Consider the following 21,097-nt stretch of genomic DNA (forward strand, 5'->3'; position numbering starts at 1 on the left):
GTAGGAGCGGCTTTAGCCGCGAAGCGCCGCGCGGGCGGCGCTCGATCTCACTGGCGCTGAAAATGCTCCGGCGAACGCTTCGGCGCTCGATCTCGCAGGCGCTAAATATGTCGAGGCGAACGCTTCGGCGCTCGATCTCACAGGCGCTGAAAATGCTTCGGCGAACACCTGCCAGCCCTTAAACCACCTCAAGCCGAATCTTGTACTGATTGAGTAACTGGGTAAGGGCAGGCGTCGGCGTCTGGTCGGTGACCAGGCAATCGACCAAACTGATCGACCCCAGGCGCACCATGGCGTTGCGCCCGAACTTGCTGGAGTCGGCGGCAAGAATCACTTGCCGGGCGTTGGCGATGATCGCCTGGGACACCCGTACTTCCTGGTAGTCGAAGTCGAGCAGGCTGCCGTCTTCGTCAATACCGCTGATACCGACCAGTGCAAAATCGACCTTGAACTGGTTGATGAAATCGACGCTCGCCTGGCCCACCACGCCGCCATCACGGCGCACGGTGCCGCCGGCCACCAGCACTTCGAAATCATCCTTGGCCGCGAGAATGGCGGCCACGTGCAGGTTATTGGTGATGACCTTCAGGTGGTTGTGGTTGAGCAGTGCCCGGGCAATGGATTCGGTGGTGGTACCAATGTTGATGAACACCGAGGCATGGTCAGGAATCTGCCGGGCCACGGCTTCGGCGATGCGTTGCTTTTCGTCGCGCATCTGATCGGCGCGCATGGCGTAGGCGGTATTTTCGACACTCGAGTCATAAGCCGCACCACCGTGGTAGCGACGCAGCAGGTTGAGCTCGGCCAACTGGTTGATGTCACGGCGGATGGTTTGTGGCGTCACGACGAACAGCTGCGCCATTTCTTCGATACTGACATAACCGCGCTCGCGCACCAGTTCGAGGATTTGTTGTTGGCGTGGGGGCAGATTCATGGGCGGTCCTTTGGGGCTGCCGGACAAATTCTGCAATGATGCCGTAGGAAGGGGACTACGGCCAGTAGACGATGGCGCATTGGCGCGCACGTCGGGGGCAACTTTCTTGTGCTGCCTGAACTGGCCTCATCGCCGGCAAGCCGGCTCCCACAGGTTTTGCGTTGCCTTCAGGTTGGCGCGGTCCCTGTAGGAGCGGCTTTAGCCGCGAACACCGGCGTAGCCGGTGCCATCCACCGAGTCGCCAGCAGTATTGCTCAGGCGTTTCAGGCCTCGTGATCTTCCCAGTCACGAGTACGTTCGACCGCCTTCTTCCAGCCGGCATACAGCTTTTCTTTCTGCGACTCATCCAGCTGCGGGCTGAACTCACGCTCGATGATCGCCTTGTCACGCAGCTCGTCCAGGCCACTCCAGAAGCCACAGGCCAGGCCCGCCAGGTAGGCGGCACCCAGCGCCGTGGTTTCGCGCATTTTCGGCCGCTCCACGCAGGTGCCGAGGATGTCGGCCTGGAACTGCATGAGGAAGTTGTTGGCTACCGCACCGCCATCCACGCGCAGTTCGGACAGGCGCTGGCCACAGTCCTGTTGCATGGCATCGAGCACATCGCGAGTCTGGTAGGCAATCGACTCCAGTGCGGCGCGGATGATGTGGTCCACCTTCACGCCCCGGGTCAGCCCGAACAGCGCGCCACGGGCATACGGGTCCCAGTACGGCGCACCCAGGCCGGTAAAGGCTGGCACCAGGTACACACCGTTGCTGTCTTTGACCTTGCTGGCAAAGTACTCGGTGTCCAGGGCGTCGTTGACGATCTTCAGCTCGTCACGCAGCCACTGCACGGTGGAACCACCGTTGAACACAGCACCTTCCAAGGCATAGGCCACTTCGCCGCGGGGGCCGCAGGCGATGGTGGTGAGCAGGCCGTGGGACGACTTTACCGCCTGGTCGCCAGTGTTCATCAACAGGAAGCAGCCGGTGCCATAGGTGTTCTTGGCCTGGCCAGGCTCCACGCACATCTGCCCGAACAGGGCCGACTGCTGGTCACCGGCGATACCGGCGATGGCGATGCCGCTCTTGGTGTGGCCATACACTTCAGACGACGGGCGCACCTCCGGCAGCATCTGCCGCGGGATACCGAGGATTTCCAGCAGCTTGTCGTCCCACTGCAGGCTGTGGATGTTGAACATCAGCGTGCGCGAGGCGTTGGTGTAGTCGGTGACGTGCACCTTGCCGCCGGAGAATTTCCAGATCAGCCAGGTGTCGATGGTGCCGAACAGCAACTCGCCACGCTCGGCGCGCTCACGGGCACCTTCGACGTTGTCGAGGATCCACTTCAGCTTGGTACCCGAAAAGTACGGGTCGGTGACCAGGCCCGTGGTTTCGCGAATGTAGTCTTCATGGCCGTCACGCTTGAGCTGGGCACAGATCTCGGTGCTGCGGCGGCATTGCCAGACAATTGCGTTGTACACCGGGCGGCCGGTTTCCTTGTCCCACACCACCGTGGTTTCACGCTGGTTGGTGATGCCCAGCGCAGCGACCTGAGCGTGGCTGATACCCGCCTGGGCCAAGGCTTCGACCATGGTCGCGCTCTGCGTGGCAAAGATCTCCATCGGGTCGTGTTCAACCCAGCCCGCCTGCGGGTAATGCTGGGCGAACTCGCGCTGGGAGGTGCCCACCACATTGGCGTCACGATCGAAGATGATCGCTCGCGAACTGGTGGTGCCCTGGTCCAGGGCGATGATGTAGTTCTTATCCTGGGTGTCTGTCATGGTCGTAGGCCTTGCAAGAATAGGGGTCAGGGCTGGGCGTGATGCCGGCATCAATTGGCTTGAGTATCGCCCTGGCGATTGTCATTTGTCTCAGGGTTTGTGGCGGCTGCCGTTGGCAGGTTGCGGGCAATCAGGCCGCGATAGGTCGCGGCACCCACACAGGCGCCAAGGATCGGTGCGAACACCGGAACCAGGAAATACGGAATGTCCCGTCCGCCAGTGAAGGCGATTTCGCCCCAACCGGCCAGGAAGGTCATGAGTTTCGGCCCGAAATCGCGCGCCGGGTTCATCGCAAAGCCGGTCAGCGGGCCCATGGCACTGCCGATCACGGCGATCAGCAGGCCGATCAGCAGCGGTGCCATGGCGCCGCGTGGCAGGCCGTTGTTGTCGTCTGTCAGGGCCATGATCACCGCCATCAGGATCGCGGTAATCACCACTTCCACCAGAAAGGCCTGGCCGGTGGACAGCGAAGGGTGCGGGTAGGTGGAGAACACTGAGGCCAGCTCCAGGCTTGCTTCACTTCCGCGTAGCATGGCGTGGGCTTGTTCGAAATCGAAGAACAGGTTGCTGTACAGCGTGTAGACCAGCGCCGCGCCACAAAATGCGCCGCACACCTGGGCCAGCATGTAGAACGGCAGCTTGCGCTTGTCGAACCCGGCGAACAGGGTGAGGGCGATGCTTACGGCCGGGTTCAGGTGCGCGCCGGAAACACCGGCGCTGAGGTAGATGGCCATGCTCACACCTACGCCCCAGATGATACTGATTTCCCACAGGCCGAAGCTGGCGCCTGCAACCTTGAGTGCAGCGACGCAGCCGGTGCCGAAGAAGATCAGCAGGGCAGTACCGAGGAACTCGGCCAGGCATTGGCTGGACAGCGTGGGTTGGCGTAGAGCAGTCGTCATGTATGACCTCGTTTTTTTTGTTGTGAGGCGCGTGGCGCTCGACAGCAAAGCCCGGTGTCGATCCCCATTGACCCCGGGCAGATGTTGGAAATGCACCTTAAAAGGGCACCATTTATTCAGAAACGAAAAAATATAGACAAGAAACGCTGATGTCAAAGGTCGAAAGTGAACGACCAGTCACGAAATGGTCGCTAAAATCAGCCGGGGATGCCCGTGGTAGAGGTGCGCGATTGCGGTGCGCTGGCTGCGATGTGGGAATTGTCCTAAAGTAGCCGCCGAGCCGTCCCAGACCGGAGCCCTTGCATGACCCCCGCCCTAGATCTGTTGAAAAAGCACCGCGCCGAGCACCGCGTGCACAGTTATGAGCATGACCCCAAGTCGGCGTCGTATGGCCTGGAGGCGGCGGAGAAGCTCGGGCTTGACCCGCAGCAGGTGTTCAAGACCTTGCTGGCGAGCAGCGAAAAGGGTGAGTTGCTGGTGGCGGTGGTGCCGGTAGTGGGCACGCTGGACCTCAAGGCTTTGGCACATGCGGCCGGGGTGAAGAAGTGCGAGATGGCCGACCCGGCGGCGGCGCAGCGCGCTACGGGTTACCTGGTGGGTGGGATCAGCCCGCTGGGGCAGAAGAAGCGCCTGCGCACCTTCATCGATGATTCGGCGCAGAATTTTGCGACCATCCATGTCAGTGCGGGGCGGCGAGGGCTGGAAGTGGAGTTGGCGGCGGCGGTGCTGGCCGAGCATACCCAAGGTAAATTTGCCGGAATTGGTAGGGGCTGAGATTGTTGGGGCTGCTTTGCAGCCCATCGCGACACAAGGCCGCTCCTACAGGAGAGCGCGATCCATGTAGGAGCGGCCTTGTGTCGCGATCGGGCCGCAACGCGGCCCCAAGATTTTGGGTCAGGTCGCCGAACTGTACCGACGAACACCATTCTCCTGCCGCGCCAACTGCGCCGCCACACTGCCCGGCACCGCGAACAGCACCAGGTGGTCGGCCTTCACCGCAATCCCCACATCCTCACCCACCTGATGGTCGTTATGGCTCGGGAAGATCGCTTCCAGCTGACTACCGGTCGGCAACTGCAGGCGGTACAAGGTCGAAGCGCCAAGGAAACTCTTGCCTACAACGTTCGCCCGCAGAGGGCTGTCTGGCGCATGCACGATATCGTCCGGGCGCAGCAGCACGTCCACCGAGCTGCCCGGCGCCATGATGTACGCACGGTTACCGCGCAGTTCACCCAGTTCGGTATTGACCGCCTCATGGCTGCTCATCTGGCCGCGGATGAAGTAACCCTGGCCAATGAAGCTGGCCACGAACGGCGTCTGCGGCTCATGGTACAGGTTGTACGGCGTGTCCCACTGCTCCAGGCGGCCTTCCTTGAACACACCGACCTGGTCGCTGACGGCAAAGGCTTCTTCCTGGTCATGGGTGACCAGGATGGCACTGGTGCCACGGCTCTTGAGAATATCGCGCACCTCATGGCTCAGGCGCCGACGCAGCTCCACGTCGAGGTTTGAGAACGGCTCGTCGAGCAGCAGCAGCTGTGGCTCGGGCGCCAGTGCACGGGCCAGGGCGACCCGTTGCTGCTGGCCACCGGACAATTCATGCGGATAACGCCCGCCCAGGCCGCCCAGCTTGACCAGCTCGAGCATCTCTTCGATGACAGCGGCCTGGCGTGGGTGCTTGGCGATGCCGAAGGCGATGTTCTGTGCCACGGTCAGGTGCGGGAACAGTGCGTAATCCTGGAACACCATGCCGATCCGGCGCTTCTCCGGGGCCAGGGTGAAGCCGGCGCGGGAGATGACTTCACCGGCCAGCTGGATTTCACCGTCGTGCACCGGCTCGAAACCGGCAATGGCGCGCAGGGTGGTGGTTTTGCCGCAACCAGATGAACCCAGCAGGCAACCAATGTCGCCTGCATTCAGGTGCAGGTTGAGGTTCTGGACGATGCGCTGGTCGCCGTAGCCGCAGGCGAGGTTGCGCAGGTTGAGCAGTAGGGGTTGACTCATGCGTGGTGGTAAGCCGGTTCTACAAGGAATTCGAGAAGCGCCTTCTGTGCATGCAGGCGGTTTTCAGCCTCGTCCCAGGCGACCGAACGTGGGTCGTCGAGCAGGTCCTGGCTGATTTCCTCGCCACGATGGGCAGGCAGGCAGTGCATGAAGAGGACATCGGGTGCCGCCAGGTCGAGCAGTTCGCGGGTGACCTGGTAAGGCGCGAAATGCGCCAGGCGCCGTGCAGTTTCCTCCTCTTGGCCCATGGAAGTCCAGACATCGGTGACCACAAGGTGTGCATCACGCACTGCTTCCTTGGCGTCGCGGATGATCTGCACGCGGTCACCACCCAGCGCCATGAAACGCTGATCCGGCTCGTAGCCTTCAGGGCAAGCTATGCGCAGCTGGAAGTCGAACTGCCTGGCGGCCTCGATATAGGAGTTGCACATGTTGAAACCATCGCCGATCCAGGTCACGGTCTTGCCCTGGATCGAGCCGCGGTGCTCAAGGAAGGTCTGCATGTCGGCCAGCAGCTGGCACGGGTGCGATTCGTCGGACAGGCCGTTGATTACCGGCACGCGCGATTTGGCGGCGAACTCGGTCAGGGTGCTGTGGGCGTGGGTACGGATCATCACCACGTCGAGCATGCTCGACAACACGATGGCGCTGTCGCCGATCGGCTCGCCACGGCCCAGCTGGGTGTCGCGCGGCGACAGGAAGATGGCCTGGCCACCGAGCTGGATCATGCCGGCCTCGAACGACACGCGGGTACGGGTCGAGGACTTTTCGAAGATCATGCCCAGCACCCGGTTCTTCAGGGGTTCGAACAGCACGCCTCGTTTGCGCAGGTCCTTCAGCTCGATGCCGCGGCGGATCACCCCGAGCAATTCGTCGGTGGTGAAGTCCAGCAGGGAGAGAAAGTGCCTAGCGCTCATGATTGACTACCTTATCTGCAACGGTATGCAGGTCGACCGTATGGTTTTTTTTGACAACGGGAGTGACCTGCGGCGTAAGCCGCACGGGGCGGACGAAATAGGGAAAGGCGCAATACTATAAGTAAATGTCGCCTGAAGCCAAGGGGGGAAACAGCGGGCGGATCGCAAAGGGTGTTGCAAAGGGTGTCTTTACCCGTCGGGCCGTGCTGTTTTTTATTTGCTACACAGGGTTGTACACGGCTTGCTGGCGATTTGGCAAATGGCCGTCGCAAATCGTGCGCCTGATGTCGGTGGATTCACGCGGCGAAGCGCGCTGGCAGGGGGGAGGGGCGAGGCGCATAGTCACCGTTCCACTCCTCACCATAACAACGCAGAGGCGGCCATGACCAAGACCCTGCATCACCGTGCCTGTCACCTGTGCGAAGCGATCTGCGGGTTGAGCATCGAAGTCAGCCACGAAGACGACGGGCGGGCGCTGATCAGTTCGATCAAGGGTGACCCCCAGGACCCGTTCAGCCGTGGCCATGTCTGCCCCAAGGCGGTGGCCTTGCAGGATATCCAGAACGACCCTGATCGCCTGCGCCAGCCGTACAAACGTACAGGTGAGCAATGGCAGGCCATTGGCTGGGATGAGGCCTTCGCCCTGGCTGCCGAAAAGTTGTGGGCGGTTCAGCAAGCCCATGGGCGCAACGCCGTGGCGGTGTACCAAGGTAACCCGAGCGTGCACAACTATGGGTTGATGACCCACAGCAACTACTTTCTCGGCCTGTTGAAAACCCGTAATCGCTTCTCGGCCACTTCCGTGGACCAGCTGCCGCAACACCTGGTCAGCCACCTGATGTATGGCCACGGCCTGCTGCTGCCGATTCCGGACATCGACCATACCGACTTCATGCTGATCCTTGGTGGCAACCCGCTGGCCTCCAACGGCAGCATCATGACCGTGCCAGACGTGGAAAAGCGCCTCAAGGCCCTGCGTGCGCGGGGCGGGCGGCTGCTGGTGGTTGACCCTCGGCGTAGCGAAACGGCGGCCATGGCAGACAGCCATCTGTTCATCCGCCCCGGTGGCGATGCGGCACTGTTGTGCGGCCTGCTCAACACGTTGTTCGCAGAAGGCTTGGCGCGTGACTCGCACTTGTCCGTCAGTGGGCTGCAGCAGGTACGGGAGGCCATTGCGCCATTCAGCGCCGATGCCATGAGTGCGCATTGTGGCATCGCAGCCGCTGAGATCCGCCAGTTGGCACGGGATTTTGCCGCTGCCGACAAGGCCGTGTGCTATGGGCGCATGGGCATCTCGACCCAGGCGTTCGGCACCCTGTGTCATTGGCTGGTGCAACTGATCAACCTGGTGACCGGCAACCTCGACTGTGAAGGTGGCGCGTTGTGCACGGAACCTGCTGTCGACCTGGTGGCGACCACCTCAGGTGGCCACTTCAACGCCTGGCAGAGCCGCGTATCGGGCTTGCCCGAATACGGCGGCGAGCTGCCGGTGGCCGCGCTCGCCGAGGAAATGCTCACTCCCGGCGAGGGGCAGGTACGCGCGCTGGTGACCGTGGCCGGCAACCCGGTGCTGTCCACGCCTAACGGCCGCCAACTGGATGCTGCGCTGGAGGGGCTGGAATTCATGCTCAGCATCGACCTCTACATCAACGAAACCACCCGCCACGCAGACCTGATCCTGCCCTCCACCTCGGCGCTGGAAAACGACCACTACGACAGCACCTTCAACCTGCTGGCCGTGCGTAACGTCACACGCTTCAACCGGGCGATCCTGGCCAAGCCGCCAGGGGCGCTGCACGACTGGGAGATCTTCGTCGGCCTGGCGCAAGCGTTCGCCAAGCGTGCCGAACTGGAATTGAAACCGACCTGGGCGCCGGCGCAGATGATCGATCTGGCACTGCGCAAAGGGCGCTACGGTGAGGCAACGCCGTGGCAACTTTCGCTGGCAACCCTGGACGGCTACCCCCACGGTCTGGACCTCGGGCCGTTACGCGCCAACCTCGCTGCACGGCTGGCCACCGCCAGCCGGGCCGTCGAAGCGGCGCCCCAGGTGCTGCTGGATGACCTGCAGCGCCTGGCACAACAAGCACCACCGGTGCCGGGCGAACTGCTGCTGATCGGTCGTCGCCATGTGCGCAGCAACAACTCGTGGATGCACAACTTCCACCGCCTGGTCAAAGGCAAGCCGCGCCACCAATTGTTGATGCACCCGCAAGACCTCCAGCAGCGGCAGTTGCAGGACGGCCAGCGGGTGCGTATCCGCTCGCGAACGGGCGACCTGGAAGTGGAGGTGCAGGCCTGCGAGGACATGATGCCGGGAGTGGTCAGCCTGCCCCATGGGTTCGGCCATGCTCGTCACGGTGTGCACATGCAGATCGCCCAGGCGCAGCCGGGCATCAGTGCCAACGACCTCACCGATGAGCGCCTGCGCGACCGGGTTTCCGGCAACGCTGCGCTCAATGGCGTGCCCGTGCAGGTAGAGGCCGCGTGAGGAACGGTAAGGCCGAGCATGCTGCTCGGCTTTCCGTTACAATGCGTCACCGTGCCGACGACCGCGTCGGAAAGTTCAGCTGAGGTGCTAGATGGATATCATCGATACGATCAAAGAGCAGATTGCCAACAACACCATTCTGCTTTACATGAAAGGCTCGCCGAATGCCCCGCAGTGCGGGTTCTCGGCCAAGGCATCGCAGGCTGTGATGGGTTGTGGCGAAAAGTTCGCCTACGTCGACATCCTGCAGAACCCGGAAATTCGCGCCAACCTGCCAAAGTACGCCAACTGGCCGACCTTCCCGCAGCTGTGGGTAGCCGGTGAACTGGTTGGCGGCAGCGACATCATGCTGGAAATGTTCCAGAACGGCGAGCTACAGACCCTGATCAAGGACGCTGCTGCCAAGGCCAAGGCTTCCGAAGCCTGATCTTCTGGCAAGCATAAAAAAACCCGCTGATCGCGGGTTTTTTTATGTGGCGAATATTTATTCTTCGCCCATCTGCGACTGCAGGTAGTTCTCGATACCGATCTTGTCGATCAGCCCCAACTGGGTTTCCAGCCAGTCGATGTGCTCTTCCTCGGATTCGAGGATATCTTCAAGCATGTCACGCGAGCCGAAGTCGCCAGCGGTTTCGCAATGCGCGATGGCAGCCTTGAGGTCGGCCAGGCCTTTCTTCTCGAGTTTCAGGTCGCACTCGAGCATTTCCTTGGTGTGCTCGCCGATCAGCAGCTTACCCAGGTCCTGCACGTTGGGGATGCCTTCGAGGAAGAGAATACGCTTGATCAATTTGTCAGCGTGTTTCATCTCGTCGATCGATTCCTTGTACTCGTGCTTGCCGAGTTTGTTCAGGCCCCAATCTTCGTACATGCGTGCGTGCAGGAAGTACTGGTTGATCGCGACCAGCTCGTTTCCGAGGATCTTGTTGAGATGCTGGATGACGCTTACGTCGCCTTTCATGTGGGTTCCTGCCCTGTAGAAGTGTGCCAATACAGAGAAGTTTGAGCCTGATACTTAAGTGTGTCAAACCTAAGTTATTGAATAATAAGTGAAAATTAATAGGAATAAGAATGTTTGTGAACCGCGTTGGAGCGCTAACTTGTTGAATTTCGGGCATAAAAAAACCGGACACTAGGTCCGGTTCTTCAAATTCTGGCTTTCAGGCGGCGGTAAATTCTACAGGGTAGGGCAGGGCTGCCTGGCTGACCTGAAGCTCGGTCAGGGTCTCGCGGACCACCTGCTTGGCCACGCAGGCGCATTTGCCACACTGGCTGGCGACGTTGGTGGCGGCTCGCACTTCCTTGTAACTGCAGCATCCTTCATAGATCGCATCGCGGATCTGTCCGTCGGTAACGCCGACACAAAGACACACATACATAAGGGCTGACCATCGCTGGTTTAAGTCGATGGGTGGAGCTTAATGTTAATGAGAATGCTTGTCAAAGGACTTTCTGGAAGGGCCGAGCTTGAGCGACCGGCGGTTGCCCGATTGTTGGATTCGGCCTGTCATCAGAAGCCGTGTATGATGGTCGGCCTTTGTTGGATGTCGGGCAAGCCCGTCTGGCCCGGCAAACGGTTTTTCACCCTCATCAGGAGATTACAATGAGCGTACTCGTTGGTAAGAAAGCCCCCGATTTCACCGTCCCGGCCGTGCTGGGCAATGGCGAGATCGTCGACAGCTTCAACCTGGCCTCGGCCATCAAGGGCAAGTACGGCCTGGTGTTCTTCTACCCGCTGGACTTCACCTTCGTCTGCCCGTCCGAGCTGATTGCCCTGGACAACCGCATTCCTGACTTCCAGGCGCGCAACGTTGAAGTGATCGGCGTGTCGATCGACTCGCACTTCACCCACAACGCCTGGCGTAACACCCCGGTCAACAACGGCGGTATCGGCCAGGTGAAATACACCCTGGCTGCCGACATGACCCACGAAATCTGCAAAGCCTACGACGTAGAGTCCGAAGGCGGCGTAGCCTTCCGTGGCGCCTTCCTGATCGACACCAACGGTGTTGTGCGTTCGCAGATCATCAACGACCTGCCACTGGGCCGTAACATGGACGAGCTGCTGCGCCTGGTCGACGCCCTGCAATTCCACGAAGAGCACGGCGAAGTCTGCCCTGCCAACTGGAAAAAAGGCGACAAAGGCATGAACGCTTCGCCAGAAGGCGTTGCTGCTTACCTGAGCGAGAACGCTGGCAAGCTGTAATTGCCACGCGCATAAAAAAACCGGCCCTGGTGGCCGGTTTTTTTGTGCTTGTCATTTGAGGCTTGCAGCGCCTGTTCAGGCCTCTTCGCGGGTAAACCCGCTCCCACAGTGATTGCACAATAGCTGAGGCCAGCAGGGAACCTGTGGGAGCGGGTTTACCCGCGAATGGTTTAGCAACTCAGTCGTTGAAGTCGCGCCAGCCGCCCATCTCTTTCCAACGGTTGACGATGCCGCAGAACAGCTCGGCCGTTTTCTCGGTGTCGTAACGCGCCGAGTGCGCCTCACGCCCGTCGAAGTCGATGTCGGCGCTCTGGCAGGCCCGCGCCAGCACGGTCTGGCCATAGGCCAGGCCGGCCAGGGTGGCAGTGTCGAAGCTGGAGAACGGGTGGAACGGGTTGCGCTTCAGGTCATTGCGCGCCACGGCGGCATTGAGGAAGCCCAGGTCGAAGCTGCTGTTGTGGCCGACCAGAATCGCCCGCTTGCAGCCATTGGCCTTGAGCGCCTTGCGCACGCCACGGAAGATGTCGGTCAGCGCGCTTTCCTCACTGACTGCCATGCGCAGCGGGTGGTCCAGCTTGATCCCGGTGAATTCCAGCGCGGCCTGCTCGATGTTGGCACCCTCGAATGGCTCCACCCGGTGGAAGTAGGTGTGCTCGGGGAACAGGAAGCCTTTCTCGTCCATGCCGATGGTGACGGCGGCAATTTCAAGCAAGGCATCAGTGGCGCTGTTGAAGCCACCGGTCTCCACATCCACCACTACCGGCAGGTAGCCACGGAAGCGCTCGGCCATCGGGTGGCGTGAACCGCTGTTGCCCTGGGTGTCCAGGTCGTCTTCGTAGAGGTCTTCGCTCACGCGTTTTCCTCCAGCAGGCGCCAGCGCAGTTTTTCCCCGGCGCGCAGCGGAACTACGGTCTGCTCGCCAAATGGCAGGCTGTCCGGAGCGGTCCACTCTTCGCGGACCAGGGTGATGGTGTCGGTGTTGGCCGGCAGGCCGTAGAAGGCCGGGCCGTGCAGGCTGGCAAAACCTTCCAGCTTGTCCAGCGCGTTACGCTGCTCGAACGCTTCTGCGTACATCTCGATGGCCGCGTAGGCGGTGTAGCAGCCGGCGCAACCGCAGGCGGCTTCCTTGGCGTGACGGGCGTGCGGCGCCGAGTCGGTGCCGAGGAAGAATTTCGGGTTACCGCTGGTGGCCGCGTCCAGCAGCGCCACCTGGTGGGTGTTGCGCTTGAGGATCGGCAGGCAGTAGAAGTGCGGGCGAATGCCGCCAACCAGCATGTGGTTGCGGTTGTACAGCAAGTGCTGGGCGGTGATGGTCGCGCCGACATTGGCCGGAGCCTCGGTCACGAACTGCGCAGCATCGCTGGTGGTGATGTGTTCGAACACCACCTTCAGCGTCGGGAAGCGCTCGACCACACGGCGCATATGTTCGTCGATGAAGCGCTTCTCGCGGTCGAACACGTCGATCTCGCTGCGCGTCACTTCACCATGCACCAGCAGAGGCATACCAACTTGCGCCAGTGCCTCGATGGCCGGGAAGATGTTGTCGATACTGGTCACGCCCGAATCGGAGTTGGTCGTGGCGCCGGCCGGGTACAGCTTGGCGGCGTAAACGAAGCCGCTGGCCTTGGCCGCGCGGACGTCCTCGGGGCTGGTGCGGTCGGTGAGGTACAGCACCATCAGCGGCTCGAAACGGCTGCCGGCCGGGCGGGCGGCGAGGATGCGCTCACGGTAGGCGCCGGCTTCGGCGGCATTGCGCACCGGTGGCACCAGGTTGGGCATGATGATGGCACGGGCGAAGGTGCGCGCCACGTCGGCAACGGTGTGGGGCAGGACGGCACCATCGCGCAGATGGATGTGCCAGTCGTCGGGGCGCAGGAGGGTCAGGCGATCGGACATTGGGGATTCCAGGCGGGTCGAACTCAAGCGCCAATACTACCGGAAAACCCAAGGGCGAGTGCGGCTATCAAGTTTTCCGGGCGGCGTCCGATAGCCTGCAGGTAAGCCGTCAGAATTTGTGGAGCCGCCTGTGCGCCAGCGTTACCTAGCCCTGTTGACCCTGTTCGCCAGCCTGCCGGCCGGTGCACTGACTTTCCAGACGCGCATGGAGAACATTGCCTGGAAAGTCGAGGGTGACCAGTTCGAATGCCGCCTGATCCAGCCGATCGACGGTTTCGGTAGTGGTGAGTTCGTGCGCCGGGCGGGCGAGCAGCCGGTGTTCCAGCTGCGCTCGGCCAGCAATGTGCTGGGGGGCGGCAGCGCCAGCCTGCTGGCGGCAGCAGCGCCTTGGCAGCCTGGGCGTGGCGATATCAACCTGGGCAGCGTGCGCCTGGCCCGCACCGGTGTGCTGTTCAGCTCGTCCCAAGGCCAGGCCAGCCGCCTGATCAATGGCTTGCTCGATGGCCGCAGCACGGTGGTGCGCAACTACACCGGCGAGGCAGGCAGGCCGATGGAAGTCCGGGTGTTGCCGGTCAGCTTCGCCAAGGCCTACAGCGACTACCAGGTGTGTGCCGCCAAGCTGCTGCCGATGAACTACGACCAGGTACGCCAGACCCAGGTCGGCTTCCCGGGGGGCGGAATCGAGCTGGATGACGCGGCCAAGGCAAGGCTGGACGTGATCCTTGATTACATGAAGGCCGACCCGACGGTTAACCATATCGAGCTTAATGGCCATTCCGACAACAGTGGTAACCGGCTGACCAACCGCGACCTGTCGCGCCGCCGAGCGTTGTCGGTAGCCGATTACCTCAAGGCTCATGGGGTGGCGGACGAGCAGATTACCGTGCGCTTCCATGGTGAGCGGTATCCGTTGGCGAAGAACAACAGTGCGGCGAACCGGGCGCGGAATCGGCGGGTGAATATTGAGCTGGAGCGGGTGGTGGTGGCGCAGAAACCGGTGGAGCAGGCGGCGCCGGCTGTGGCTCCGGTGCCAGCGGCTGCTCCAGCGGCAGCTCCAGCTCCAGGTCCAGCCGGTTCGCAAGCTGCTCCGACCTCGGGCGTGCCGGGGGCGAAGGCGCCCTGAGGTCTGGTTGGTTTGTTTGTTGGTGGTGCATGCCTTGAGGTTGCATCAAGGCGAACAGGTGTTTGCCACAACATTTTCAGCGCCTGTGAAATCGAGCGCCGCAGGTGTTCACCGAAACATTTTCAGCGCCTATGAAAATGTTTCGGTGAACATCTGCGGCGCTCGATTTCACAGGCGCTGAAAATGTTGCGGTGAACCCTGTTGCCCTGATGCAACCTCAACACATGCACTTCCCCCGACCGCCCGTCGCCCCTACGAAAGTTCTTGTCGCTTTGTCGTCAGAAGCTGTCGCCCCACTGTAAATTTATCCGCAACGTCGTTAGAATCGATCCCTTTCCGTACAACCCCGTGGAGTGATGGCATGGCGGACGTAAAAAAGGTCGTACTGGCGTATTCCGGCGGCCTTGATACTTCGGTGATTCTCAAGTGGCTGCAGGATACCTACAACTGCGAAGTGGTGACCTTCACCGCTGACCTGGGTCAGGGCGAAGAGGTCGAGCCGGCCCGTGCCAAGGCCCAGGCAATGGGCGTTAAAGAGATCTACATCGACGACCTGCGCGAAGAATTCGTGCGTGATTTCGTGTTCCCGATGTTCCGCGCCAACACCGTCTACGAAGGCGAGTACCTGCTGGGTACTTCCATCGCCCGTCCGCTGATCGCCAAGCGCCTGATTGAAATCGCCAATGAAACCGGCGCTGATGCCATTTCCCATGGTGCCACCGGCAAAGGCAACGACCAGGTGCGCTTCGAGCTGGGCGCCTACGCCCTGAAGCCAGGCGTGAAAGTGATCGCGCCATGGCGTGAGTGGGACCTGCTGTCCCGCGAAAAGCTGATGGACTATGCCGAGAAGCACGGTATTCCGATCGAGCGCCACGGCAAGAAGAAGTCGCCGTACTCGATGGACGCCAACCTGCTGCACATTTCCTACGAAGGCGGTGTCCTGGAAGATACCTGGACCGAGCACGAAGAAGACATGTGGAAGTGGAGCGTCTCGCCTGAGAACGCCCCGGACCAGGCCACCTACATCGAGCTCACCTACCGCAACGGTGACATCGTTGCCATCGATGGCGTAGAGAAGTCCCCGGCCACCGTCCTGGCCGACCTGAACCGCATCGGTGGTGCTAACGGCATCGGCCGCCTGGATATCGTCGAAAACCGTTACGTCGGCATGAAGTCGCGTGGCTGCTACGAAACTCCAGGCGGTACCATCATGCTCAAGGCACACCGTGCCATCGAGTCGATCACCCTGGACCGTGAAGTCGCTCACCTGAAAGATGAGCTGATGCCGAAGTACGCCAGCCTGATCTACACCGGCTACTGGTGGAGCCCGGAGCGCGTGATGCTGCAGCAGATGATCGATGCTTCGCAGGTCAACGTGAATGGCGTGGTGCGCCTGAAACTGTACAAGGGCAATGTCACCGTGGTCGGCCGCAAGTCGGACGATTCGCTGTTCGATGCCAACATCGCTACCTTCGAAGAAGATGGCGGCGCCTACAACCAGGCAGACGCGGCTGGCTTCATCAAGCTCAACGCTCTGCGTATGCGCATTGCTGCCAACAAGGGCCGTTCGCTGCTCTGATTGCTGGTTTGTGCAATAAAAAACCCGGCGCATGCCGGGTTTTTTATTGCCTGCTTGAAATCAAAGGCGTTCAACTGGACTGGGTGATGCCATCGCTCTCAAGAGCACTGATCGACAACTGCGCACATTGACGTTTCTCCAGGTTGCAAAATCGCCAGATACGCGAGGGCACGGGCGGTTGGGCAAGCGCAAGCAAGAGCTGCTTTTCCATCATGCGATAGGCGTCGGGGCCAGAGAACATGAAGGTGACGGGGTCGCCCGACAGCCCCGCGTGGGCCATGTCAGGAGTGGCCACACTGTTCGGGGTTGTCGCACCGTCATCTGCCGTTTCGCCCGGTGCTGGGCTGTAGAACGACTTGTAATTGAAGTTGAGTGTAAGAAAAAACAGCGCTGTAAGGAAAAACGGAAAGCCTACCAGGAACCAGGTGTAGAGCTTTTGGCTGGACTCACTGAGAAACGGCAGTGTGGCAAGGGCGGAGGCTTCGATAATCCCCGCGAAGATGGCAATGATCGTCAGCGGGGCAACAGGTTGTGCTTGGGTCATGGGGGCCATCTCCAGCGGTTTTGCCCATCTTTACCCTACAACGGTACTCAACTAAAACTGGACTGCTTTCCAGGTGAGGAGTAACCGCCAGTAAATCATGTGGCCTTGCCTTTTCAACCCGCTTGAGTCGGACATTTCTGCAACTGACGTTCATTTATCAACTGGCGACCTTTCGCAGGCAAGTGATACCGTGAATTCGGTAATAAAGAAGTGACTTGTTACAACGATAGTAATGATGCGTAGGAAATTTCTGCAAATGTTGTAGGTTTTGTCTGCGTATGAGTTTCGTCGGCAAATCGCCGCGCCAGCGGGCCTTCTGTCGGTTATCTTGGCGGGCCAAGGCCACAACAATGAATGAATGGATATCGCATGAATAAAGTGCTTATCGTGGATGATCATCCGGTCATACGCCTTGCCGTACGCATGCTGATGGAGCGGCATGGGTATGACGTCGTGGCGGAGACCGACAACGGGGTGGCGGCGCTGCAGCTGACACGGCAACACCTGCCGGATATTGTGGTACTGGATATCGGTATCCCGAAACTGGATGGCCTGGAGGTGATTGCCCGCATGGCAGCGTTCAGCCCGCGCAGCAAGGTACTGGTGCTGACATCTCAGGCCCCGGGCAACTTTTCGATGCGCTGCATGCAGGCGGGGGCGGCGGGTTACGTGTGCAAGCAGCAGGAACTTACCGAGCTGCTGAGTGCAATCAAGGCAGTGTTGTCGGGTTACAGCTACTTCCCCAACCAGGCCATGCATGCGTCACGCGGCAGGAACGCAGGTAGCGAAGTGGATATGGTCAACCGCCTTTCGGCACGGGAAATGACGGTACTGCAACAACTGGCGCGCGGGCGTTCGAACAAGGAAATAGCCGACAGCATGTACCTCAGTAACAAGACGGTGAGTACCTACAAGTCGCGCCTGTTGCTCAAACTCAATGCGCGGTCGCTGGTCGACCTGATCGAGCTGGCACAACGACAAGGCCTGAGCTGAGCGCCAAGCCTTGTAGCCTCCGCGCAGGGGGCTTAGCCCAGATAACGGGGTGAGCGTTACAGGTCGTAGTCGAAGTCGGCCAGCTGCTTCTGCAGGCGCCGTTCTTCCAGCATGTTGTCGATGGTGCGGCGTTTGCTCAGGTTGGTCTTTGCGGTTTCTACCTGGGGCTCTGCGTCATCGTCTGCGGCAACAAAATCATCTTCGATCGACAGGTCGTCTTTATCGGTACTCATGAGTCGCTCCAAGGCAAGGGGCCATTGGCCGTCCTTATAACCAGAAAGCAGACGCTGGTAAAAAAGATTTTTTCAATCGCGCAGAGCGGTTTTCAGCTATCGCCTCAATCATCGGAGGTTTTGTGCTTGTACTCGCACAAATCTTCGATCCTGCAGCTGCCGCACCTTGGCTTGCGTGCTTGGCACACATAGCGCCCGTGCAGGATCAGCCAGTGGTGGGCGTCTAGCAGGTAGTCTTTTGGTACGAACTTGACCAGTTTCTTTTCCACTTCCAGTACTGTTTTGCCGGGCGCGATGCCTGTGCGGTTACTCACCCTGAAGATATGCGTATCCACCGCCATGGTCGGTTGGCGGAACGCTGTATTGAGCACCACATTGGCAGTCTTGCGACCAACACCCGGCAGCGCCTCCAGGGCTTCGCGGGTTTGTGGCACCTGGCTGTCGTGCAGCTCGATCAACAACCGGCAGGCTTCGATGACGTTTTTGGCCTTGCTGTTGTACAGGCCGATGGTCTTGATGTACTCGCTAAGGCCTTCGACACCCAGGGCATAGATAGCCTCCGGGGTATTGGCGACGGGGAACAGGCGGGCGGTGGCCTTGTTGACCCCGACGTCGGTGGATTGCGCGGACAGTGTGACCGCCACCAGCAGTTCGAACGGTGTGGTGTAGGCCAGTTCAGTCTTGGGGTCGGGGTTGTCTTCATGCAGCCTGCGAAAAATCTCCAGGCGTTTGGCGGCATTCATGAAATCAGAGCTTTCCTTGACGACGTGGGTGGGCAGGGCCCGGACGCAGGCGATTGTACAAGGCCAACAGCAGTCCGAGCAGTAGCAGCGCACCGGGCGCAAGGCTGGCCAGGTGCAGGCCGGCAATCTCGCCTAGCCATTGGCGGCTGGCACCGAGCAGCAGGCAGCTTGCAAAAAAGGCGCAAAGGTATCCTGCAAGCAGGCGCCAGCGGCCTTGGCGGGGCAGCAAGTGGTCGCAGGCAAGGCATTGCAGGCACAACAATGCGGGGTAGTGGCCAAGGGCAAGCGCCATAGGCAACCACCAGGCATGCAGGGCCATTTGCAAGCAGCTGGCCAGGGCTGCTAGCAGTATCAGGCTGGCCAGCACATAGGCCCAACTGGCCAGGCGCTGACGCAGGGACGCCAGTAACAGTTGGTGCAGGCCGACTGTGACTAGCGCACACAGGCCGATGGTGGCGCCCTCACGCACCGTGCGGGTGGCACCCAGCAGGGGGATCAGGCTAGCTGCCAGCAGGTAGAACCTATTCATGTGCGCTGCCTTCCAGCAGTACGCTGCGTTGCTCATCAAAATAGCCCAGCGCCTCCTGCAAGGCGGTGATGACGGCGCGCGAGGTCACGGTTGCGCCGGCCAACTGGTCAAAGTCACCCTGGTCTCGCTTCAGTGCCCAGTGATCACCCAACTGATGGTTGGCGAACTGCCCCAGCCATTTCAGTTGCGGGTCACCCAGGCGTGCGCCCAGCCCCGGGCTTTCCTGTTGCTCGACCACTTGGCTGCCGATCAGTCGACCGTCATTGGCGATGGCGACACTGAGCACGATCGGGCCGCTATAGCCTGGCGTCTGAGTGACCAGAATGATGGCGCTTGGCTTGCCCGCCAGCGTGGCACGGTAAGCTGCCAGGATACGGCTGTTGGGCCGTTGTGCGGCGGGCCTTGGCAACGGCCTGTCCAGCGGCTGGTTGTCATAACTGCCTGCGGGCAGCACAGCGAGTCTTTGGCGGCTTTGCAGTTGCGTCTCGGCGCTGGCAATGGCCGGGCTGGTCCATTGCCGCCATGCCAAGGTGGCCGCTATTGCCAGTACCGCTGTCAGCAGCAGCAGGCCTACATCACGTGTCGGGTGTCTCATCGGGCGGCCTGCAGGCGCCGCAGGGCGAGGCGATCGAGAGTCGGTGTCGCCAGGTTCATCAACAGGATGGCGAACGCGGTACCATCCGGGTAGCTGCCCCATGTGCGAATCAGGTAAATCAGTAGCCCGGCGCCAAGGCCGAAGCACAGCCTGGCCCATGCGCTTCTGGGGCCGGATACCGGCTCGGTGGCAATGAAGAACGCGGCCAGCATGGTCGAACCGGAGAACAGGTGCAGCAGGGGTGAGCCGTTCGAGTCCGAGCCCGATCCGTTCCAGCCCATCAGGCTGAACACGAACAGCCCTGCCAGCACGCCCAGCGGCGCATGCCAGCTGATCACCTTGCGCTGCAGCAGGAACAGGCCGCCCAGCAGAAATGCCAGGTTGACCCATTCACTATCGCGCCCACCCATGTTGCCGAAGCCAGGGTGGCTGGCGAACAGCTCGTCAATGGTAAGGCTGCGGTTGTGGCGCAGGCCGTCGAGCAACGTCGGCCGGGCCCAGGCGTCGATCTGATCGCCGCCAGCGAACACCTGCTGAACGCTGTCGAGCAGGCCAGGTACCGGCCCTGGCCAATGGTTCATCTGTAGCGGAAAACTCAGCAGCACAAAGGCATAACCGACCATGGCCGGGTTGAACAGGTTGCGCCCGACACCGCCGAAGGCCTGCTTGCCGATGCCGATGGCCACGCCTGTCGCGACCACTGGCAGCCACCAGGGGGCGAGTGTGGGAAGGGAGGCGGCCAGCAACACGGCAGTTACCAGAGCGCTGCCGTCATTCAGCGTTGCGTTCAAGGGTTGGGCGCGCAGTTTCAAGAGTGCGGCTTCACACAGCAGCGCCGCACTGGCGCACAACAACAGGTTCAGCAGCACCCCCCAGCCATGTAGCCACAGCAGGGCAAGCAGGCCAGGCAAACAGGCCAGCAGGACCAGGCCCATGGTAGTGCGTAGTCGCGGGTCGGGTTGGGCGATCATTGGGTGAACAGCCCGTTGAAACCGGAAAATGCCATCGCCATCACGCCGGCATCGATCAGTTCGATGGGCAGGCCGCGCAGTGCGGCAGGGACGTCGGCATGCTCAGTGCGCTGGCGCAGGTCGGCGAACAAAGCCAGTGCCAACCAGAAGCCGGCGCCGGCCAGCAGGCCTTGCAGCAGTGTGGTTTGCCATGGGCTGTCATCGCTGGCCAGCTGCAAGGCAAGCCCCAGCGCTACGGCGTTGCTTGACAGCAGTGCTGGCAACCCCGCTACGGGCCAGGCCGGTCGCCATTTGGCCAGGAGCCATGGCATGCCCCAGGCGAGCAGTGCCAGCCAGGGCAACAACAGGAACAGGGCAAGGTCCTGGATATGCAACGGGGCAAGCACCCTTTGAGCCAGCAGCTGAGCGCCGATCACACCCAGGGCAATGCACAGGGCGCAGGTCAAACCGTGCACATGCAGTTGCAGCCTGGGCAGTGGCTGTTGGTGTAGGCACAGATGATTGACCAGCGCGGCGCTGATCAGTACCAGGATGTAGTCATTCATGAGATGACGATAGCCGGGAATCGGGGCGATTGTCCGGGTTTGCTTTGAGGGCCTTGGGGCCGCTTTGCGGCCCTATCGCGACACAAGGCCGCTCCTACATGGGATCACGGTTCCCTGTAGGAGCGGCCTTGT

General features: G+C 61.1%; 23 protein-coding genes. 7 read left to right on the plus strand and 16 right to left on the minus strand.

Features of this window, described 5'->3' with window-relative positions; genetic code table 11:
* Positions 1 to 178: 178 nt before the first annotated feature.
* The 3 genes from glpR to IAE39_RS12375 form a co-directional block, all read right to left on the minus strand.
* A complete protein-coding gene (gene glpR / locus IAE39_RS12365; protein ID WP_201202717.1) occupies positions 179 to 934 on the minus strand; it encodes a DNA-binding transcriptional repressor GlpR in 756 nt (251 codons plus the stop codon).
* A 263-nt stretch (positions 935 to 1,197) separates the two neighbouring features.
* Entirely contained in the window at positions 1,198 to 2,697 is a 1,500-nt protein-coding gene (glpK, locus tag IAE39_RS12370) for a glycerol kinase GlpK (RefSeq protein WP_201202719.1), read from the minus strand.
* 50 nt (positions 2,698 to 2,747) lie between these two features.
* The gene (locus IAE39_RS12375; RefSeq protein WP_201202720.1) at positions 2,748 to 3,599 is read right to left on the minus strand and encodes an MIP/aquaporin family protein; all 852 of its coding nucleotides are present in this window, start codon (positions 3,597 to 3,599) and stop codon (positions 2,748 to 2,750) included.
* 303 nt (positions 3,600 to 3,902) lie between these two features.
* On the opposite strand from IAE39_RS12375, the gene ybaK reads away from it, so the two are divergent.
* Entirely contained in the window at positions 3,903 to 4,373 is a 471-nt protein-coding gene (gene ybaK / locus IAE39_RS12380; protein ID WP_016488787.1) for a Cys-tRNA(Pro) deacylase, read from the plus strand.
* Between the two features lie 120 nt (positions 4,374 to 4,493).
* On the opposite strand, the gene IAE39_RS12385 is transcribed toward ybaK, so the two are convergent.
* Positions 4,494 to 5,603, minus strand: a complete 1,110-nt coding sequence (locus IAE39_RS12385; RefSeq protein ID WP_201202722.1) for an ABC transporter ATP-binding protein — start codon at positions 5,601 to 5,603, stop codon at positions 4,494 to 4,496.
* A complete protein-coding gene (argF, locus tag IAE39_RS12390) occupies positions 5,600 to 6,520 on the minus strand; it encodes an ornithine carbamoyltransferase (RefSeq protein ID WP_201202724.1) in 921 nt (306 codons plus the stop codon). Before argF ends, IAE39_RS12385 begins: the two co-directional genes overlap by 4 nt.
* Positions 6,521 to 6,902: 382 nt before the next feature.
* Here argF and IAE39_RS12395 point away from each other — a divergent pair, with 382 nt between their 5' ends.
* Both IAE39_RS12395 and grxD read left to right on the plus strand, forming a co-directional pair.
* Positions 6,903 to 9,011 (plus strand): molybdopterin-dependent oxidoreductase, encoded by a 2,109-nt coding sequence (locus tag IAE39_RS12395; protein WP_201202729.1) that lies wholly within the window; start codon positions 6,903 to 6,905, stop codon positions 9,009 to 9,011.
* Positions 9,012 to 9,102: 91 nt separating this feature from the next.
* A complete protein-coding gene (grxD, locus tag IAE39_RS12400; protein ID WP_201202735.1) occupies positions 9,103 to 9,438 on the plus strand; it encodes a Grx4 family monothiol glutaredoxin in 336 nt (111 codons plus the stop codon).
* Positions 9,439 to 9,495: 57 nt separating this feature from the next.
* Here the strand turns inward: grxD and bfr are convergent, their stop codons facing one another.
* Together bfr and IAE39_RS12410 are read right to left on the minus strand one after the other, a co-directional pair.
* The gene (gene bfr, locus IAE39_RS12405) at positions 9,496 to 9,969 is read right to left on the minus strand and encodes a bacterioferritin (protein WP_016488782.1); all 474 of its coding nucleotides are present in this window, start codon (positions 9,967 to 9,969) and stop codon (positions 9,496 to 9,498) included.
* A gap of 199 nt (positions 9,970 to 10,168) precedes the next feature.
* A complete protein-coding gene (locus IAE39_RS12410; protein WP_003254947.1) occupies positions 10,169 to 10,387 on the minus strand; it encodes a bacterioferritin-associated ferredoxin in 219 nt (72 codons plus the stop codon).
* Between the two features lie 224 nt (positions 10,388 to 10,611).
* Between IAE39_RS12410 and IAE39_RS12415 the strand changes: the two genes are divergently transcribed.
* Positions 10,612 to 11,214: a peroxiredoxin gene (locus IAE39_RS12415; protein WP_012273884.1), complete on the plus strand. Its 603-nt coding sequence runs from the start codon at positions 10,612 to 10,614 to the stop codon at positions 11,212 to 11,214.
* A 178-nt stretch (positions 11,215 to 11,392) separates the two neighbouring features.
* Here IAE39_RS12415 and rnt read toward each other — a convergent pair whose 3' ends face one another.
* Together rnt and pyrC are read right to left on the minus strand one after the other, a co-directional pair.
* Positions 11,393 to 12,004: a ribonuclease T gene (gene rnt, locus IAE39_RS12420; RefSeq protein WP_236548543.1), complete on the minus strand. Its 612-nt coding sequence runs from the start codon at positions 12,002 to 12,004 to the stop codon at positions 11,393 to 11,395.
* 59 nt (positions 12,005 to 12,063) lie between these two features.
* Positions 12,064 to 13,110: a dihydroorotase gene (gene pyrC, locus IAE39_RS12425; RefSeq protein WP_201202738.1), complete on the minus strand. Its 1,047-nt coding sequence runs from the start codon at positions 13,108 to 13,110 to the stop codon at positions 12,064 to 12,066.
* Positions 13,111 to 13,240: 130 nt separating this feature from the next.
* Between pyrC and IAE39_RS12430 the strand changes: the two genes are divergently transcribed.
* Together IAE39_RS12430 and IAE39_RS12435 are read left to right on the plus strand one after the other, a co-directional pair.
* The gene (locus tag IAE39_RS12430) at positions 13,241 to 14,233 is read left to right on the plus strand and encodes a flagellar protein MotY (RefSeq protein ID WP_201202740.1); all 993 of its coding nucleotides are present in this window, start codon (positions 13,241 to 13,243) and stop codon (positions 14,231 to 14,233) included.
* Between the two features lie 361 nt (positions 14,234 to 14,594).
* The gene (locus tag IAE39_RS12435; RefSeq protein WP_201202741.1) at positions 14,595 to 15,812 is read left to right on the plus strand and encodes an argininosuccinate synthase; all 1,218 of its coding nucleotides are present in this window, start codon (positions 14,595 to 14,597) and stop codon (positions 15,810 to 15,812) included.
* Between the two features lie 70 nt (positions 15,813 to 15,882).
* Here the strand turns inward: IAE39_RS12435 and IAE39_RS12440 are convergent, their stop codons facing one another.
* Positions 15,883 to 16,356, minus strand: coding sequence for a hypothetical protein (locus tag IAE39_RS12440; RefSeq protein ID WP_201202743.1), 474 nt, complete (start codon positions 16,354 to 16,356; stop codon positions 15,883 to 15,885).
* A gap of 369 nt (positions 16,357 to 16,725) precedes the next feature.
* Here IAE39_RS12440 and IAE39_RS12445 point away from each other — a divergent pair, with 369 nt between their 5' ends.
* Complete coding sequence (locus IAE39_RS12445; protein WP_201202744.1) at positions 16,726 to 17,349, plus strand: response regulator transcription factor; 624 nt, start codon at positions 16,726 to 16,728, stop codon at positions 17,347 to 17,349.
* Between the two features lie 56 nt (positions 17,350 to 17,405).
* Here the strand turns inward: IAE39_RS12445 and IAE39_RS12450 are convergent, their stop codons facing one another.
* From IAE39_RS12450 to IAE39_RS12475, 6 genes are all read right to left on the minus strand, one after another.
* Positions 17,406 to 17,582, minus strand: coding sequence for a PA3496 family putative envelope integrity protein (locus tag IAE39_RS12450; protein WP_012273877.1), 177 nt, complete (start codon positions 17,580 to 17,582; stop codon positions 17,406 to 17,408).
* A 104-nt stretch (positions 17,583 to 17,686) separates the two neighbouring features.
* Positions 17,687 to 18,325, minus strand: coding sequence for an endonuclease III (nth, locus tag IAE39_RS12455; RefSeq protein ID WP_201202745.1), 639 nt, complete (start codon positions 18,323 to 18,325; stop codon positions 17,687 to 17,689).
* Positions 18,326 to 18,329: 4 nt separating this feature from the next.
* Positions 18,330 to 18,854, minus strand: a complete 525-nt coding sequence (locus IAE39_RS12460; protein ID WP_201202746.1) for an Rnf-Nqr domain containing protein — start codon at positions 18,852 to 18,854, stop codon at positions 18,330 to 18,332.
* Complete coding sequence (locus IAE39_RS12465) at positions 18,847 to 19,449, minus strand: RnfABCDGE type electron transport complex subunit G (protein WP_201202753.1); 603 nt, start codon at positions 19,447 to 19,449, stop codon at positions 18,847 to 18,849. Before IAE39_RS12465 ends, IAE39_RS12460 begins: the two co-directional genes overlap by 8 nt.
* Positions 19,446 to 20,420 (minus strand): RnfABCDGE type electron transport complex subunit D, encoded by a 975-nt coding sequence (locus IAE39_RS12470; protein ID WP_201202758.1) that lies wholly within the window; start codon positions 20,418 to 20,420, stop codon positions 19,446 to 19,448. The genes IAE39_RS12465 and IAE39_RS12470 overlap by 4 nt, the downstream gene beginning before the upstream one ends.
* Positions 20,417 to 20,965 (minus strand): Rnf-Nqr domain containing protein, encoded by a 549-nt coding sequence (locus tag IAE39_RS12475; RefSeq protein WP_201202759.1) that lies wholly within the window; start codon positions 20,963 to 20,965, stop codon positions 20,417 to 20,419. Before IAE39_RS12475 ends, IAE39_RS12470 begins: the two co-directional genes overlap by 4 nt.
* Positions 20,966 to 21,097 lie beyond the last annotated feature (132 nt).

This window comes from Pseudomonas sp. S37 (assembly GCF_016658545.1).
GTDB lineage: Bacteria > Pseudomonadota > Gammaproteobacteria > Pseudomonadales > Pseudomonadaceae > Aquipseudomonas.